The sequence below is a fragment of the Aeromonas sp. A35_P genome (assembly GCF_002259925.1).
In the GTDB taxonomy this organism is placed as follows: domain Bacteria; phylum Pseudomonadota; class Gammaproteobacteria; order Enterobacterales; family Aeromonadaceae; genus Aeromonas; species Aeromonas dhakensis.
In genome coordinates, this window is the sequence record NZ_NEVB01000177.1 from 1 (window position 1) to 17,512 (window position 17,512).

Annotated in this window: 14 protein-coding genes; 5 read left to right on the forward strand and 9 right to left on the reverse strand. The window is 60.4% G+C overall.

Going from position 1 to position 17,512, the window contains the following annotated elements; translation table 11 throughout:
• Nucleotides 1-80: 80 nt before the first annotated feature.
• The 3 genes from CAK78_RS10690 to CAK78_RS10700 all read left to right on the forward strand — a co-directional run bounded on the left by CAK78_RS10690 (nucleotide 81) and on the right by CAK78_RS10700 (nucleotide 3,872).
• A complete protein-coding gene (locus tag CAK78_RS10690) occupies nucleotides 81-392 on the forward strand; it encodes a DUF485 domain-containing protein (RefSeq protein WP_094697245.1) in 312 nt (103 codons plus the stop codon).
• Entirely contained in the window at nucleotides 389-2,044 is a 1,656-nt protein-coding gene (locus CAK78_RS10695; protein WP_094697246.1) for a cation acetate symporter, read from the forward strand. Before CAK78_RS10690 ends, CAK78_RS10695 begins: the two co-directional genes overlap by 4 nt.
• A gap of 235 nt (nucleotides 2,045-2,279) precedes the next feature.
• A complete protein-coding gene (locus CAK78_RS10700) occupies nucleotides 2,280-3,872 on the forward strand; it encodes an ABC-F family ATPase (protein WP_094697247.1) in 1,593 nt (530 codons plus the stop codon).
• A 245-nt stretch (nucleotides 3,873-4,117) separates the two neighbouring features.
• On the opposite strand, the gene ppiD is transcribed toward CAK78_RS10700, so the two are convergent.
• The 6 genes from ppiD to tig form a co-directional block, all read right to left on the reverse strand.
• A complete protein-coding gene (gene ppiD / locus CAK78_RS10705) occupies nucleotides 4,118-6,031 on the reverse strand; it encodes a peptidylprolyl isomerase (RefSeq protein WP_176452749.1) in 1,914 nt (637 codons plus the stop codon).
• Between the two features lie 151 nt (nucleotides 6,032-6,182).
• Nucleotides 6,183-6,455: a nucleoid-associated protein HU-beta gene (hupB, locus tag CAK78_RS10710; RefSeq protein ID WP_005315375.1), complete on the reverse strand. Its 273-nt coding sequence runs from the start codon at nucleotides 6,453-6,455 to the stop codon at nucleotides 6,183-6,185.
• A 240-nt stretch (nucleotides 6,456-6,695) separates the two neighbouring features.
• A complete protein-coding gene (gene lon / locus CAK78_RS10715) occupies nucleotides 6,696-9,050 on the reverse strand; it encodes an endopeptidase La (RefSeq protein WP_094697248.1) in 2,355 nt (784 codons plus the stop codon).
• Nucleotides 9,051-9,191: 141 nt separating this feature from the next.
• Entirely contained in the window at nucleotides 9,192-10,460 is a 1,269-nt protein-coding gene (clpX, locus tag CAK78_RS10720) for an ATP-dependent protease ATP-binding subunit ClpX (RefSeq protein WP_094697249.1), read from the reverse strand.
• Nucleotides 10,461-10,606: 146 nt separating this feature from the next.
• Entirely contained in the window at nucleotides 10,607-11,230 is a 624-nt protein-coding gene (clpP, locus tag CAK78_RS10725; protein ID WP_005301526.1) for an ATP-dependent Clp endopeptidase proteolytic subunit ClpP, read from the reverse strand.
• An 86-nt stretch (nucleotides 11,231-11,316) separates the two neighbouring features.
• A complete protein-coding gene (tig, locus tag CAK78_RS10730) occupies nucleotides 11,317-12,627 on the reverse strand; it encodes a trigger factor (RefSeq protein WP_094697250.1) in 1,311 nt (436 codons plus the stop codon).
• 429 nt (nucleotides 12,628-13,056) lie between these two features.
• On the opposite strand from tig, the gene CAK78_RS10740 reads away from it, so the two are divergent.
• Both CAK78_RS10740 and yfbR read left to right on the forward strand, forming a co-directional pair.
• Nucleotides 13,057-13,491 (forward strand): YccF domain-containing protein, encoded by a 435-nt coding sequence (locus tag CAK78_RS10740; protein WP_010633795.1) that lies wholly within the window; start codon nucleotides 13,057-13,059, stop codon nucleotides 13,489-13,491.
• Nucleotides 13,492-13,564: 73 nt separating this feature from the next.
• A complete protein-coding gene (gene yfbR, locus CAK78_RS10745) occupies nucleotides 13,565-14,155 on the forward strand; it encodes a 5'-deoxynucleotidase (RefSeq protein ID WP_005301530.1) in 591 nt (196 codons plus the stop codon).
• Between the two features lie 86 nt (nucleotides 14,156-14,241).
• On the opposite strand, the gene lolE is transcribed toward yfbR, so the two are convergent.
• From lolE to CAK78_RS10760, 3 genes are read right to left on the reverse strand one after another with little or no spacing between them, the layout of a single operon-like run.
• On the reverse strand, nucleotides 14,242-15,483 hold the full coding sequence (gene lolE, locus CAK78_RS10750) for a lipoprotein-releasing ABC transporter permease subunit LolE (protein ID WP_094697252.1): 1,242 nt from the start codon (nucleotides 15,481-15,483) through the stop codon (nucleotides 14,242-14,244).
• Nucleotides 15,483-16,181, reverse strand: a complete 699-nt coding sequence (lolD, locus tag CAK78_RS10755; RefSeq protein ID WP_176452750.1) for a lipoprotein-releasing ABC transporter ATP-binding protein LolD — start codon at nucleotides 16,179-16,181, stop codon at nucleotides 15,483-15,485. Before lolD ends, lolE begins: the two co-directional genes overlap by 1 nt.
• A 40-nt stretch (nucleotides 16,182-16,221) precedes the next feature.
• Complete coding sequence (locus tag CAK78_RS10760) at nucleotides 16,222-17,457, reverse strand: lipoprotein-releasing ABC transporter permease subunit (protein ID WP_017781394.1); 1,236 nt, start codon at nucleotides 17,455-17,457, stop codon at nucleotides 16,222-16,224.
• Nucleotides 17,458-17,512: the final 55 nt, after the last annotated feature.

Consider the following 17,512-nt stretch of genomic DNA (forward strand, 5'->3'; position numbering starts at 1 on the left):
CTGATTACATGGGCAGCTTAGGCTGCCCGGTAGGGAACCCCTTCATCCACCGCTGACACTCAACGTCATGGAGCACTGCAATGGAACAGCAACCTTATCTTCGGATCCAGCAAGATCCCAACTTCCAGGCGCTGGTCGCCAAGCGCCAGCGCTTCGCCTGGACCCTCTCCATCATGATGCTGGGGCTCTACCTGGCGTTCATCCTGCTCATCGCCTTTGCCCCCGGCTGGCTTGGCACCCCCTTGAGCGAAGGATCTTCCGTCACCCGCGGCATCCCGGTCGGAATAGGTCTCATCCTGTCCGCCTTCGTGCTGACCGGTGTCTACGTGTTTCGGGCCAACGGCGAGTTTGACGAATTGAACCAGAAGATCCTCAAGGGAGTGCAATCATGAAAGGCCAGTTTCTGCTGCTGCCAGCCCTGCTGGCATCGTTCCCCCTGCTGGCGGCCGATGCGCTGACCGGCGAAGTGCATCGCCAGCCCCTCAACATCCCGGCCATCATCATGTTCGTGGCCTTCGTGGCGGCGACCCTGTTCATCACCTACTGGGCCTCCAAACGCAACCGTTCAGCCGCTGACTACTACGCCGCCGGCGGCCGCATCACCGGCTTCCAGAACGGTCTGGCCATCGCCGGTGACTACATGTCCGCCGCCTCCTTCCTCGGCATCTCGGCGCTGGTCTACACCTCCGGCTACGACGGTCTCATCTACTCCATCGGCTTTCTGGTGGGCTGGCCCATCATCCTGTTCCTGATCGCCGAACGACTGCGCAATCTCGGCAAATACACCTTTGCCGACGTGGCCTCCTATCGCCTCAAGCAGACCGAGGTGCGCACCCTCTCCGCCAGCGGCTCGCTGGTGGTGGTCGCCCTCTACCTCATCGCCCAGATGGTCGGTGCCGGCAAACTGATCGAGCTGCTGTTCGGCCTGCAATACCACGTGGCCGTGGTGCTGGTCGGCATCCTGATGGTGCTCTACGTACTGTTTGGCGGCATGCTGGCCACCACCTGGGTACAGATCATCAAGGCGGTGCTGTTGCTCTCCGGTGCCAGCTTCATGGCCATCATGGTGATGAAGTCGGTCAACTTCGACATCGGTACCCTGTTCAGCGAAGCGGTGAAAGTGCACGAGAAAGGGATCGCCATCATGAGCCCGGGCGGCCAGGTCGCCGATCCCATCTCCGCCATCTCGCTGGGTCTGGCCCTGATGTTCGGCACCGCCGGCCTGCCCCACATCCTGATGCGCTTCTTCACCGTGAGTGACGCCAAAGAGGCCCGCAAGTCGGTGTTCTATGCCACCGGCTTCATCGGCTACTTCTACATCCTCACCTTCATCATCGGCTTTGGCGCCATCCTGCTGGTCAGCACCAACCCTGACTTCAAGGGTGCCACCGGCGCCCTGCTCGGTGGCACCAACATGGCGGCCGTTCACCTGGCCAATGCAGTAGGTGGCAGCCTGTTCCTGGGTTTCATCTCCGCCGTGGCGTTTGCCACCATACTGGCGGTAGTGGCCGGGCTGACCCTGGCCGGCGCCTCTGCGGTCTCCCACGACCTCTACGCCAGCGTCATCAAGAAGGGCAAGGCCAACGAAGCCGACGAGCTGCGCGTCTCCAAGCTCACCACCATAGTGCTGGGTGTGGTAGCCATCGGGCTGGGGATCCTGTTCGAGAAGCAGAACATCGCCTTCATGGTGGGGCTGGCCTTCTCCATCGCCGCCAGCTGCAACTTCCCGGTGCTGTTCCTCTCCATGTTCTGGTCACGCCTGACCACCCGCGGCGCCGTCTATGGCGGCTGGCTGGGGCTGGTGAGTGCAGTCAGCCTGATGATCCTGGGCCCGACCGTGTGGGTGAAGGTGCTGGGCCACGCCCAGGCCATCTTCCCCTACGAGTACCCCGCCCTCTTCTCCATGGGGCTGGCGTTTGTCGGGATCTGGTTCTTCTCGGTGACCGACAAGTCGCAAAATGCCGCCGACGAGCACGCCAAGTTCTTCCCGCAGTTCGTTCGCTCCCAGACCGGGCTTGGCGCCGCCAGCGCCAGCTCCCACTGAGCCTTCGATTGACAGTTGCAAGCCGGCCTCAGGGCCGGCTTTTTTCATGCCGACAGGCAGCGGTTAGCCACCGTTGCGATTCGATCGACGCGGCCATGGCCGCCAGGGTGCGCGAGTGCCCAGCCCCACCATCCAAATCCCTCCTGCAATAGGCCCGGATCACAGTTCTTGCTAAAACTTTTGGGGGATCTGTGCCATAATGCGCGCCATTTGACAGATCAACCGGGACATTCCAGTGCTTTCAAGCAACAACATCACCATGCAGTTCGGCGCCAAGCCGCTGTTTGAGAACATCAGCGTCAAGTTTGGCGGCGGCAACCGCTACGGCCTTATCGGCGCCAACGGCTGTGGCAAGTCCACCTTCATGAAGATCCTCGGCGGCGATCTGGAGCCCACTGGCGGTAATGTGAGCCTGGACGTCAACGAGCGGATCGGTAAGCTGCGTCAGGATCAGTTCGCCTACGAAGAGATGCGCGTGCTGGACGTGGTCATGATGGGTCACACCGAGCTGTGGGCCGCCATTGCCGAGCGCGACGCCATCTACGCCAACCTGGAAGCGACCGACGACGACTACATGAAGGCTGCCGAGCTGGAAGGCCAGGTCGCCGAGTATGACGGCTATACCGCCGAAGCCCGCGCAGGCGAGCTGCTGCTGGGTGCCGGCATTCCCATCGAGCAGCACAACGGCCCGATGAGCGAAGTGGCGCCGGGCTGGAAACTGCGGGTGCTGCTGGCACAGGCGCTGTTCTCCAACCCCGATATCCTGCTGCTGGACGAACCGACCAACAACCTGGACATCAACACCATTCGCTGGCTGGAACAGGTGCTCAACGATCGCGAGAGCACCATGATCATCATCTCTCACGACCGTCACTTCCTGAACTCCGTCTGCACCCACATGGCGGATCTGGACTACGGCGAGCTGCGCGTCTACCCGGGCAACTACGACGAGTACATGACCGCCGCTACCCAGGCCCGTGAGCGCCTGCTGGCCGACAACGCCAAGAAGAAGGCCCAGATCGCCGATCTGCAATCCTTCGTGTCGCGTTTCAGCGCCAACGCCTCCAAGTCCAGCCAGGCCACCTCCCGCCTCAAGCAGATCGACAAGATCAAGATTGAGGAAGTGAAGGTCTCCAGCCGTCAGAACCCCTTCATCCGCTTCGAGCAGGAGAAGAAGCTCTACCGCAACATCCTGGAGATCGAAGGCGTTTCCAAGGGTTATGGCGACGGTCCCCTGTTCAAGGGCCTCAACATGATGCTGGAAGTGGGCGAGAAGGTCGCCATTCTGGGTACCAACGGGATCGGTAAATCCACCCTGATCAAGACCCTCGTTGGGGCACTGGCACCGGATACCGGCACCATCAAGTGGTCCGAAAACGCCCAGATCGGCTACTACGCTCAGGATCACGCCGAAGATTTCGACACCGACCTCAATGTGTTCGACTGGATGGCCCAGTGGAAACAGGAGAACGAAGACGAGCAGGCGGTACGCTCCGTGCTGGGCCGTCTGCTGTTCTCCCAGGACGACATCAAGAAGCCGGTCAAGGTACTCTCCGGTGGTGAACAGGGCCGCATGCTGTTCGGCAAGCTGATGATGCAGCGCCCCAACATCCTGATCATGGATGAACCGACCAACCACCTGGACATGGAATCCATCGAATCCTTGAACCTGGCGCTGGAGATGTACAAGGGCACCCTGATCTTCGTCTCCCACGACCGTGAGTTCGTCTCCTCTCTGGCGACCCGCATCCTGGAGCTGACCGAGAACGGGATCCGCGACTTCGGCGGTACCTACGAGGATTACCTGCGTACCCAGGGCGTGGTGTAACTCCCGGCCTTCTGGCTGCACGATAAAAACCGGCACGCGTTGCCGGTTTTTTTATGCCTGTTGGCAAGGCTCCCTCTTGGGATGCGGACCAGAAGAGCCAAGGGTTTGGCTCCCGCAGCTTATCTTCGGCCAGGCAGCTGGTCTTCGGCCAGAACGAGCAGCACATCCCGCCCCTTCTGCCGCGTGCAGATAAAAAAACGGCCCCATCAAGGGGCCGTTCTCATATCGACTGGGATCGGTTCGACTTATTCGACCGTGGCTTCCACGTCGGTGAAGTACTCAATCTTGGCAGACTTGCGCAGCTCGTCGATGAGCGACTTGTAGCTCACCTGAGCCTTGCCCTGACCCAGCTGGCCTTGCAGCAGCTTCGCCATGCCGGACGGCTCCTTGGCGACGGTCACCTTGTCCAGGGCCACCACCACGCGGTCGCCATTGGCTTCGGTCACCAGCTCGACGCTCGGCTTGCCATCGACCGGATGAGGCATGCGGAAGGCCTGTGCCACCAGGTTCTGATCCAGATCCTGGGCGAAACGGGCGACGCCATCGTGGCTCTCCACCTTCAGACCCAGTGCAGTCAGCTCGGGCTGGATGTTCTCGCCGGCCTTGAGCTTGTCCAGCAGACCCTGCGCCTTGCCACGGGCCACTTCACTGGCCTTGTCGTGCTTGATGGCGGCAATCACCTGCTCTTTCACCTCCGCCAGCGCCTTGGCCGCTTTCGGCTGGTGACCGGTGATGTGCATCACCAGCGCCTTGCCGTCAGCCAGCTCGATCACGTCGGAGTTGGTGTTGTCATCGCGCAGCTGCTCGGAGAAGGCCGCAGAGAGCGCCTTGGGATCGTTGAGCGGTGCCGGGGCATCAGCCTGGCTGAAGTAACCGGTGGACTGCACCTTGAGGCCCATGGTCTCGGCGGTCAAGTCCAGCGAGTCCGGGTTCTCGAAGCTGCTGTCGGCCATCTTCTGCTGCTCGGCAAAGAACAGCTCCTTGGCCTTGTCGCTCTGCAGACGGCTGATGGTCTCTGCCTTCACATCGGCAAACGGCTTGGTCTGGGCCGGTTCAACCCCCAGCAGCTTGATGACGTGGAAACCGAACGGGCTCTTGACAACGGCGGAGAGATCGCCGGCCTTGGCCAGGGCAAAGGCCGCCTTCTCGAACGCCGGATCCATCACCCCTTTCTCGAACCAATCCAACTCGCCGCCCTTCTTGGCGGAGAAGGTATCGGAGGAGTCAGCCTTGGCCAGGGCGGCGAAGTCGTCGCCCGCCTTGGCTTTGGCCAGTACGGCTTCAGCTTTCTGCTCGGCTGCTTTCTCGTCCTTGCCAAACGGGATCAGGATATGAGCCACGTGGCGACGCTCGGCACGCTGGAACAGATCCTGGTGCTGATCGTAGTAGTCCTGGGCATCCTGTTCGCTCACCTTGACGTCTTTGCCTAGAGTGGCGGCGTCCAGCAGCAGATAGTCAACCTTGACCTGCTCGTCGTTCATGAAGCGGTTGCTGTTGGCCTTGTAGTACTGCTCCACCTCTTCATCGGAGACTTTCACGTCACCCAGATAGGCGGAGGCGGCCAGGCGCACCAGACGCAGATCGCGAGTCTGGTTGTAGAGCTTGTCCAGTTGCTCGGCTTCACCCTTGAGCGCAAATTCGGTGCCCAGCAGGGCGCCCATCAGTTGCTGACGCACCATGTCCTGGCGCAGGGAGTCACGGAACATCTCGGGGGTCATGCCGGCACGGCGGATCAGCTGCAGGTAGCGATCGTTGTTGAACTTGCCCTCTTCGGCAAACTCGGGCATGGCGACGATGGCCTGCTTGATCTGCTCATCGCTGACTCGCAGACCCAGTTCACGGGCCTTGCTGTCAAACAGGGCCTGATCGATCAGTCTGTCCAGTACGCCGCGACGGAACTGTTTCATGTAATCGGGATTGGCGGCCAGCTGATTGAAGGACTCCCCCATTTGGGACTCCATGCGGGCGCGCTCGTTGCGGTAGGCATTTTCCAGTGCCGCGGCAGTGATATCCGTGCCGTTGACGGTGGCGGGGGCGGTACGGGCCGGACCGTTCAGATAGCTACCTACACCGGCCAAGGCAAAGGAGAGGATGATCAGGCCCAAGATAACCTTGGCCACCTTGCCCTGCGCCCCTTCGCGTAGTTTATCCAACATCATGTTTGTACTTATGCTCCCGAACTCGATGGGCGTAAATAATGAAAAGGCGCACCGATTGCGATGCGCCTTGGTCAATCAGTATGAGGGAGAGCCCTCTCACTTGTCTGGTCTGTGACCAAGGACGGTAGCCGATGTAGAATCAGCGCCCGGCTTAGTTGACCGCGTCTTTCAGGGCCTTACCGGCTTTGAAGGCAGGAACTTTACCAGCGGCGATTTCGATGGTCGCGCCAGTTTGCGGGTTACGGCCAGAACGGGCAGCACGTTCGCGCACGGCGAAAGTACCGAAACCAACCAGAGCAACCTGGTCACCCTCTTTCAGAGCTTCACCGACGGCGTCAATGAAAGCATCCAGCGCACGGCCAGCAGCGGCTTTGGAGATATCAGCACCGTCTGCAATCTTGTCAATCAGTTGAGATTTATTCACTCTTATATTCCCCTTTTATCGAACATCGCTGCGGCGCCGATTTCCCTGGCCACAACAAGTGGAGGTTTTATAGCAAGCCTCCTGATCAGTTGCAAGTGACAATCTGGCGCAAACCCGCGCCACATCACGCCTTGCGACTCATCATGAGTTCCCGATCGGTGGTCAAGGCTACTTCCGTTATCCGGAGCATGCAAGCCTTAACCACCGCCCGAATGCGCCAAATTTGCGGCGCATCAACATTTATACGACAGAAACGCGCTCAAACCCTTGCGGATTGTCCTGCAACGCCAGTTCCAGTACCTCGTCAATCCAGCGAACCGGATGAATTTCAAGGTCTTGTTTGACGTTGTCCGGGATCTCCTCGAGGTCCCGCTCGTTCTCTTTCGGGATCAGCACACGCTTGATGCCACCACGATGAGCCGCCAGCAGCTTCTCTTTGAGACCGCCGATGGGCAGCACTTCGCCGCGCAAGGTGATCTCCCCCGTCATGGCCACATCAGCACGAACCGGATTACCGGTCAAGCTGGAGACCAGGGCGGTACACATGGCGATACCGGCGCTAGGACCATCTTTGGGGGTGGCCCCTTCCGGTACGTGCACGTGGATGTCGCGCTTCTCGTAGAAGTCGGCATTGATGCGCAGCTTCTCGGCACGGGCCCGCACCACCGTCATGGCGGCCTGGATGGACTCCTGCATCACGTCACCGAGAGAGCCTGTGTAGGTGAGCTTGCCCTTGCCCGGCATGTTGGTGGTCTCGATGGTGAGCAGATCGCCCCCCACTTCGGTCCACGCCAGACCACACACCTGCCCCACCTGGTTCTGGTCGGTCGCCTTGCCGTAATCGAAACGCTGCACCCCGAGGAACTCCTTGAGGTTGGCCTGATTGACCTGAACATGCTTGATGCTCTTGTCCAGCAGGATGCGCTTGACCGCTTTGCGACAAATCTTGGAGATCTCGCGCTCCAGGCTACGCACCCCCGCCTCGCGGGTGTAGTAGCGGATCACCCCGACCAGGGCGGAATCCTCTATGGTGATCTCGGACTCTTTCAGGCCGTTGCGCTGGATCTGCTTGGAGACCAAGTGCTGCTTGGCGATGTTGAGCTTCTCGTCTTCGGTGTAACCGGACAGACGGATCACTTCCATCCGGTCCAGCAGCGGACCCGGGATGTTCATGGAGTTGGAGGTGGCCACGAACATCACGTCCGACAGATCATAATCCACTTCCAGGTAGTGATCGTTGAAGCTGTTGTTCTGCTCGGGATCCAGCACTTCCAGCAGGGCGGAGGCGGGATCGCCGCGCATGTCCGAGCTCATCTTGTCGATTTCATCGAGCAGGAACAGCGGGTTCTTCACGCCGACTTTCGCCATCTTCTGGATGAGCTTGCCGGGCATGGAACCGATGTAGGTACGACGATGACCGCGGATCTCCGCCTCGTCACGCACGCCGCCCAGCGCCATGCGCACATATTTGCGACCGGTGGCCTTGGCGATGGACTGACCCAGCGAGGTCTTGCCCACACCGGGAGGCCCAACCAGACAAAGGATGGGGCCCTTGAGCTTGTTCACCCGCGCCTGCACCGCCAGATACTCGAGGATGCGATCCTTGACCTTCTCCAGGCCATAATGATCGGCATCCAGCACCTCTTGCGCCTTGCCCAGGTCTTTCTTGACCTTGGAGCGCGCCTTCCACGGCACCTGCACCATCCAGTCGACGTAGCTGCGCACCACGGTGGCCTCGGCCGACATGGGCGACATCATCTTCAGCTTGGCGAGCTCGGCCTGCGCCTTCTCACGGGCATCTTCCGGCATGCCGGCCTCTTCAATCTTGCGATTGAGGGCTTCGAACTCATCCGGACTGTCTTCCAGCTCACCCAGCTCTTTCTGGATGGCCTTCATCTGCTCGTTGAGATAGTACTCGCGCTGGCTCTTCTCCATCTGCTTCTTGACCCGGGAGCGGATGCGTTTCTCGACCTGCAGCAGGTCAATCTCCGACTCCATCATGGCCATCAGAAACTCGATGCGCTCGGACACGGAGGCGATTTCCAGCACCTTCTGCTTGTCTTCGAGCTTGAGCGGCATGTGGGCAGCCATGGTATCGGCCAGGCGCGCCGCATCGTCGATCGCCGAAATCGAGGTGAGCACCTCGGGCGGGATCTTCTTGTTGAGCTTGATATAGCCTTCGAACTGACCGATGGCGGAGCGCACCAGCACATCCTGGTCCTTCTCCTCAATCGCCTTGGAGGCGATGTACTGCGCCTCGCCAACGAAGAAGTCCCGGTCGTCGATCATCCGCTCAAGACGGGCACGCTGGCCCCCTTCCACCAGCACCTTGACGGTGCCATCGGGCAGCTTGAGCATCTGCAGAATATTGGCCACTGTCCCGACGGAGAAGATCTCCTCCACCGTCGGCTCATCGGTTGACGCATCCTTCTGGGCCACCAGCAGAACTTTCTTGTCCTGCTCCATGGCCGCTTCCAGACAGCGAATGGATTTTTCCCGCCCCACAAAGAGTGGAATGACCATGTGGGGGTAAACCACCACGTCACGAAGAGGCAGGACGGGAATCTCGATGCGTTCTGAACGCTCTAGGTTCATATATGTCCTCTCGGCTTGTTATACCGTTGGCAAAGCGCTTGGCTGAGTATATGGGGGCGCTTAGATGAGATTCAATCGCCGAAACCGCAAAAAGCATGAAAGGGGCAAAAAGCCCCTTTCATTTGATTAAAAATCAGACATTTACTCTGATGCGGCGGCCTGGGTCTCGGGATTTTCGTAGATCATCAAGGGCGCGGAGTCCCCCTTGATCTCGGTTTCGTCGATCACCACCTTGCTGACACCGTCCAGCGACGGCAGGTCATACATGGTATCGAGCAGCACGGCTTCCACGATGGAACGCAGACCGCGGGCGCCGGTTTTACGCTCCATCGCCTTGCGGGCAATGGCGTTCAACGCGTCGTCACGAAACTCCAGTTCCACACCTTCCAGATCGAACAGCGCGGCATACTGCTTGGTCAGCGCGTTCTTCGGCTCTTTCAGGATCTGGATGAGGGCTGCCTCGTCCAGCTCGGTCAGGGTCGCTACCACCGGCAGACGACCGATGAACTCGGGGATCAGACCGTATTTGATCAGATCTTCCGGCTCCACCTTTGCAAAGCTCTCGCTCAAGGTCGCCTTGGCACTCTTGGACTTGACCTCGGCACCAAAGCCGATACCGGTGCCCTTGACGGAGCGCTGCTCGATCACCTTGTCCAGACCGGCAAAGGCGCCACCGCAGATGAACAGGATCTTGGAGGTATCCACCTGCAAGAATTCCTGCTGCGGGTGCTTGCGACCACCTTGCGGCGGCACGGAAGCGATGGTCCCTTCGATCAGCTTGAGCAGGGCCTGCTGCACCCCTTCCCCGGACACGTCGCGGGTGATGGAGGGGTTGTCCGACTTGCGGGAGATCTTGTCGATCTCGTCGATGTAGACGATGCCGCGCTGGGCCTTCTCCACGTCGTAGTCGCACTTTTGCAGCAACTTCTGGATGATGTTCTCCACGTCCTCGCCCACATAACCGGCTTCGGTCAGGGTGGTGGCGTCGGCCATGGTGAAGGGAACGTCCAGCAAACGAGCCAGGGTTTCAGCCAGCAGGGTCTTGCCGCTGCCGGTCGGACCGATCAGCAGGATGTTGGATTTGCCCAGCTCAACACCACCAGACTCGCTGCCGCTGCGCAGCCGCTTGTAGTGGTTGTAGACGGCTACCGCCAGCACCTTCTTGGCGTACTCCTGCCCGATCACATAGTCATCCAGATGAGCGCGGATTTCATGAGGGGTCGGCAGCTCGCTACCATCGCGCTTGGGGGAGATCTCGCGGATCTCCTCGCGGATGATGTCGTTGCACAGCTCGACGCACTCATCACATATGTAGACGGAAGGGCCAGCGATCAGCTTGCGCACTTCATGCTGGCTTTTGCCGCAAAAAGAGCAGTAGAGCAGCTTATCACCCTCACGTTTTTCTGTCATTCAGCAACCTCGTTTTATCAATAGAGGATGGATTGTCCTGTTGAGTTTACAACAGTCCGGAACACCCTGCCCATGCCTGATCTGCCGATTGAGGGCATCATCAAATCAGATGATGCCTTCGACGATGGTACGGGCTAGCTCGTGGCTCAGCCGCGGCGGCTCAGGACGCCGTCAACCAGACCATAGGCCACGGCCTGCTCGGCGGACATGAAGTTGTCACGGTCGGTGTCACGCTCGATGGTGGCCATGTCCTGCCCGGTATGGAAGGCAAGACGCTCGTTCAGGGTATTCTTGATCTTCAGGATCTCCTGGGCGTGGATCTGGATGTCAGATGCCTGGCCCTGGAAACCGCCCAGCGGCTGGTGGATCATCACCCGGGCATTGGGCAGGCAGAAACGCTTGCCCTTGGCACCACCGGCCAGCAGGAAGGCGCCCATGGAGCAGGCCTGCCCCATGCACACAGTGCTGACGTCCGGCTTGATGAACTGCATGGTGTCATAAATGGACATACCGGCCGTGACGGCCCCACCCGGAGAGTTGATGTAGATGCTGATGTCCTGATCCGGATTTTCGGACTCCAGGAACAGCAGCTGAGCCACCACCAGATTCGCCATGTGATCTTCGACCTGACCGGTCAGGAAGATCACCCGCTCCTTCAGCAGACGAGAATAGATGTCGTAGGAACGCTCCCCTTTCGCGGTTTGCTCTACCACCATCGGGATGAGCGCATTGCGTGGGGATTCAGTCACATCGTTATAGTTCTTGTACATAAGGCATTGTCCCTAAAATAAAATGGCCCGAGTGGAGATCACACGAGCCATTATACTTAACAGTCTTGACCTTAAGTCAAATGTTCTTAGGCAGCGGCACCGGACTTGTTGATCACTTCGTCAAATGCAACTTCTTTCTCGGTCACCTGGGCCTTGGAGAGGATCAGGTCGATGGCTTGATCTTCTACCGCCAGGTTGCGAACGCCGTTCAGCATCTGCTCGTTCTTCTGGTAGTACTCGATCACTTCCTTCGGATCTTCGTAGGCAGTGGCCATGGATTCGATGATGCTGTTGACGCGGGCGTCGTCAGCCTTGATCTCGTTGGTACGGATCACGTCGCCCAGCAGCAGACCTACGCGCACGCGACGCTCGGCCTGGGCCTGGAACAGCTCGGCCGGCAGTTCAGGTGCGTTGCCGCCCTGGAAGCCGCCGAAACGCTGCAGAGCCTGCTGACGCAGGGCATCGATTTCCTGAGCAACGGCAGCCTTAGGCAGATCGATCTGGTTGGCTTCAACCAGGCCGTTCAGCACCTGCTCTTTCACGCTGTTTTTCAGGGCTTGAGCCAGTTCGCGCTCCATGTTCTTGCGCACTTCGGCTTTCAGCTCTTCAACGCTGCCGCTCTCGATGCCGAAACGCTTGACGAACTCTTCGGTCAGCTCAGGCAGGATCTGCTCTTCCACCTTGTTCAGCTTGGAAGCGAACTTGGCAGCTTTGCCTTTCAGGTTTTCAGCGTGGTAGTCAGCCGGGAAGGTCACGTCGATGGTGAACTCGTCGCCTGCTTTCTTGCCCAGGATGGCGTCTTCGAAGCCAGGGATCATGCGGCCAGCGCCCAGCACCAGGTTGAAGCCTTCAGCCTTGCCGCCGTCGAACTCTTCACCGTCGATGGAACCAACGAAGTCCATGGTCACACGCATGCCATCGGCAGCAGCGGCGTCCACTTCGCTCCAGGTAGCGTGCTGCTTGCGCAGGGTGTCGATCATGTTGGCCAGATCTTCATCCTTCACGGTAGCGACCGGCTTCTCGACCTTGATGGTCTCCAGACCGGCAACTTCGAACTCCGGATACACTTCGAAAGTGGCGGTGAATTCGAAATCCTGACCCTCTTTGATCTCTTTCGGATCCATGGTCGGGGCACCGGCCGGGCTCAGTTTGTTGTCGATGATGGCCTTGATGAAGTTGCTCTGCATCATTTCGTCAGCAACGCGAGCATGAGCCATGGCGCCGAACATTTTCTTGATGATGGCAACCGGAGCCTTGCCAAGACGGAAACCGTCGATGCGACGGGTTTTGGCCAGGCCGTTCAATTCTTTGCGCACGGCGGCGTCAACGGTAGCGGCCGGTACGGTGATGGTAAGACGGCGTTCCAGACCCTGGGTTGTCTCTACAGAAACTTGCATTCTTCTACCTCGTTCAACTCAGCACTGCGTGCTGACCCTTTATTGCCCCCTGGGCAAAGCCCGGAGTCTTCCTGTTTATAAAGACAACGACTGTCTTTGTGATGAGAAAATATGACGCGACATTATAGCGGCGCACTTTGATCGAGTCGAGCCACACGTCCCCAAACCGGGCTGGCAATGGCACAATTCGCGCAAAACTGCCTCTTATATGGGGAAAACCGAGCCCGACTTCAAGGATGCAGACTGCAAGAATTTGCACTTGCTCACCTTTTTTCGTGCAAAAGCCTACTTTTTCAGCTCATCAGCCGGCAGACCGGCCGCGGCTTGCAGGCTGCGACCCAAATTGTCCGCCCCGCCCCTTCAACCATTGCGTCCATGACCATCGCTCGTTATGGTGGCAGCCATCTTGATAAGTCTGGAGTCACCGACATGGCCTTTTTCCGCTTCTTGTTCAATCTGCTCTGGTTCGTACTGGGAGGCGTCTTCATGGGGCTGGCCTGGTGGCTGGCCGGACTGCTCTGTTTCATCTCCCTCATCGGCATCCCCTGGGGACGCGCCTGCTTCGTCATCGGCACCTTCACCTTCTTCCCGTTTGGCAAGCAGGCGGTCAACCGCAAGACCATGACGGGGATGAGCGACATGGGCACCGGCACCATGGGACTGATTGGCAACATCATCTGGTTCGTGCTGATCGGGATCTGGCTGGCCATCGGCCACATCGCCTCGGCGCTGGCCTGCTTCGTCACCATCATCGGCATCCCGTTCGGCATCCAGCACCTCAAGCTGGCGCTCATCAGCCTGGCCCCCATCGGCCAGATGATCGTCACCAATCAGGAGGCCGAATCCGGTCGCTATATTCGTTAAGGGCGATGCCGACAGCCGCAAAAAAGGGCAGACTAGGGTCTGCCCTTTTTCATTGCCATCTTTGAGGTATCCCATGCTGCCCAGCCACTTCTTCGCCAATCTCGCCCGCATGAAGCTCATCTACCGCTGGCCGCTGATGCGCAACATCCAGCCCGAGAACATCGCCGAGCACAGCCTGCAGGTAGCCATGGTGGCCCACGCCCTCGGCCTCATCAAAAACCGGCTCTTTGGCGGCAAGGTCGATGCCGATCGCGCCGCCGTGATGGCCCTCTATCACGACAGCAGCGAGGTGCTGACCGGCGATCTGCCCACCCCGGTCAAGTACTTCAATCCCGAGATTGCCCGCGAATACAAGAAGATTGAGCTGGCCGCCGAGCAGCGCCTGCTGGGCATGTTGCCGCCGGAGCTGGTCGAGGATTTTCGCCCGCTGCTGGACTCGGGTGCCCAGGACGGCGAGCTGGCCAGGTTGGTGAAGGATGCCGACACCCTCTGCGCCTATACCAAGTGTCTCGAAGAGATCAACGCCGGCAACCGGGAGTTCGAGCCGGCGCGCAAACGCCTCGAGCAGATGCTGGCCGCCCGGATGAGCGACGAGATGCGCTACTTCATCGACATCTTCGTGGCCAGCTTCTCGCTGCCGCTGGATGAACTCAACGCCCACTAAATCAGCCAGATACCCTCAAAACAGAAGGACCCGCCGGTTTGCGCCGGCGGGTCCTTCGTTTTTATCAGCAAACAAGATGCCGCGTATCAGTGCCCCAGCTCGCGGGACGGCACCAGCCCGCTCGCCCGCCAGGCGGGGTAAAGGGTCGCCACCAAGCTCATCAGGATGGCGGCACCGGTCACGATGAGCAAGTCCTGCATGTGCAGCTCGGTCGGCAGAAAGTCGATGAAGTAGATGTCCGGATTGAGGAAACGGTGGCCAATCAGCCGCTCGATGGCGCTCAGGATCTGGGTCAGCTTGCTGGAGAGCAGGCCGCCCAGCAGGGCGCCGAGCAAGGCACCCGCCACCCCGTTCACCATCCCCTGAATGACGAAGGTGAGCCGGATCTGGCCCGGGCTCGCCCCCATGGTCTTCAAGATGGCGATCTCGCTGCGCTTCTCGTTCACCGCCATCACCAGGGTGGAGACGATGTTGAAGCAGGCCACCGCCACCACCATCAGCATCACCACGTACATCACGGTGCGCACCATCTGGATGTCCTGATAGAGATAACCTTGGCGACTCATCCAGCTGCTGATGTAGACGTAGTGCGGAAACTTCTGGGCGGCCGCCACCGTGATGGACTGCGCCTTGAGCACGTCGTTCACCTTGAGACTGAAGCCCTCCACCGCGCTGCCCATGCCGGTGATGGCCTGGGCATCGGCCAGATGCATGAAACCGAGCACCCCATCGAGCTGGCCGCCGATCTCGAGCAGCCCCACCACCTTGAGGGCCTCGCGCTTCGGGTTCTTGATGCCGGTGGCATCGCCCCCCTGAGGCAGCAGCAGGGTCACCGTGTCCCCTATCTTGACCCCCAGCTTGTCGGCGATGGTCTTGCCGAGGATGAGACCGTGCTCGCCGGCTTGCAGTTCGCGCAGGCCGCGCCCCGTCATGTAGTTGCCCGCATCGGAGAGATTGGCCTCGAGCTCCGGCAGCACGGCGCGCACCTGCAGCCCCTTGAGGGCGCTGCCGTGCTCCAGCAGGCCGTCGAGCCGGATCACTGGAGCGGCCGCCTCCACCCCGGGCTGGGCCAGCAGGTAATCTCGCAGTTTTGGCCAGTTGGGGAGCGGCGCCTCCATCCCCATCAGCTCGCCGTGGGGCACCACGGAGAGCACCCGGTTTTTGAGCTCCCGCTCAAAGCCGTTCATGGCGGAGAGCCCCAGGATCAGCGCCATCACCCCGAGGGCGATGCCGATGAGGGAGGAGGCGGAGATAAAGGCGATGAAGCCGTTGCGACGACGGGAGCGGCTGTAACGCAGGCCCAGAAACAGGGGCAGCGGTTTGAACATCAGGCGACCTCCGCCATCACGCCGCTCACCAGGGTCACCCGGCGATGGAGCTTGGCTGCCAGGCTCAAGTCGTGGGTCACCACCACGAACGCGGTGCCGAGCTCGCGGTTGAGCTCGCAGAGCAGCTCATAGACGGCGGTGGCGCTGGCGTGATCCAGGTTGCCGGTGGGCTCGTCCGCCAGCACCAGGCTGGGTTCGTTGACCAGGGCGCGGGCGATGGCCACCCGCTGGCGCTCACCACCGGAGAGCTCGGAGGGGCGATGGTGCAGACGGTGGGAGAGACCTACCCGCCCCAGCATCCTGCTCGCCTTCTCGGTGGCGCTGGCCACCGACTCGCCAGCGATCAGCAGCGGCATGGCGGCATTTTCCAGCGCACTGAATTCGGAGAGCAGGTGGTGGAACTGGTAGACAAACCCCAGCTCCTGGTTGCGAAACTTCGCCTGGGTGCGGCTGTCCCAGCGATGGATGTCCTGCCCCTTGAACAGCACGGCGCCGCTGGAGGGGTTGTCGAGCGCCCCCATCAGGTGCAGCAGGGTGGTCTTGCCGGAGCCAGAGCTGCCCACCACCGCCAGCATTTCGCCGGGCGCCACGCTAAGATCGATGCCCTTGAGTACCTGGGTCTCCAGATCGCCCTCTTTGTAGACATGGTTGAGGGCCTGACAGCGCAGCAGCGGCTCGCAGGAGACGGATTGATTCATAAAGGGGGCTCCACTTGCACCAGTAACAACAGAAGATGAATTATTCATAGCGCAGCGCCTCGGCCGGTTTGACCCGGGCCGCGCGGGCCGCCGGGTAGAGGGTGGCGCTGAAGCTGAGCAACACGGCGCCCAGCAAAATGGTCACGACCTGGGCGGGTTCGACGATGACCGGCAGACCCGAGCCGCCGGCCGTCATGTAGAGGTTGAGCCCCACCGCATTGAGCAGGGGGTTGAGCCCCATGGAGAGTGCCAGCCCCGCCAGACCACCAAACAGGGCGCCGATGACGCCGCTGGAGGCCCCCAGCACCATGAAGATCTTGACGATGCCAGACTCGCTCATGCCCATGGTGCGCAGGATGGCGACCTCCCCTTCCTTGTCGGTCACCACCATCACCAGGGCGGAGAGGATGTTGAAGGTGGCGACCGCGATGATCAGCACCAGCATCAGCCCCATCATCCGCTTCTCCATGGCCACCGCCTGGAACAGCTCGCCACGCTCGCGGCGCCAGTCCTGCCACTCCAGCCCGTCCGGCAGCGCCGTCTTCACCACCTGATCAGCGGCGAAGGGATCATCCAGCCAGAGGCGGATGCCGCCTACTTTGTCCGCAGGCAGGCGCAGCAGACGCTGGGCATCTCCCAGCGCAATCAGGGCGACTTGGCTGTCCACGTCGGCGCCGACCCCGAAGATGCCGGAGACGGTGAAGAGGCGCTGGGCCGGCACCCGGCCAAACGGGGTGAAACGGGTGCCTTCGGTCAGGATCAGACGGACCTGGTCGCCCATGGAGACCTTGAGACGATTGGCCACCCCCTGCCCCAGCACTATGTGGTATTCGCCGGCTTGCAGGCTGTCCAGACGCCCCATCTGCATCTGGGCGTGCAGGATGTCATCCTTGGGCCACTGGGCGGGATCAATCCCCTGCACGCTCACGCCGGTGAGCTGACCCGGGCTTTGCAACATGCCTTCGCTGTCGAGCATGGGGGCATGGGCGATCACGTGGGGCAACCTGGCCAAGTCCGGCAGCCCCTGCGGCGCGGCGTCGATGCGCCCCGCCGGGCTGGTCACCACCACATGGGGGATCACCCCCAGGATGCGCCCCTTGAGCTGCCCTTCAAAACCGTTCATCACCGAGATGACCACCATCAGAGCCGCGACCCCAATGGCAATGCCGAAAGTGGAAAACAGGGAGATAAATGAAACGAAGCGATTGCTGCGTCGCGAGCCTGCATAGCGCAGGCCGATGGCCAGCGACAGTGGCTGAAAAAGTCCAGTCTTCAAGGATATCTACGTTGCCAACAAAATAAGATACCGGATAATAAAGGGAAACCGTCTA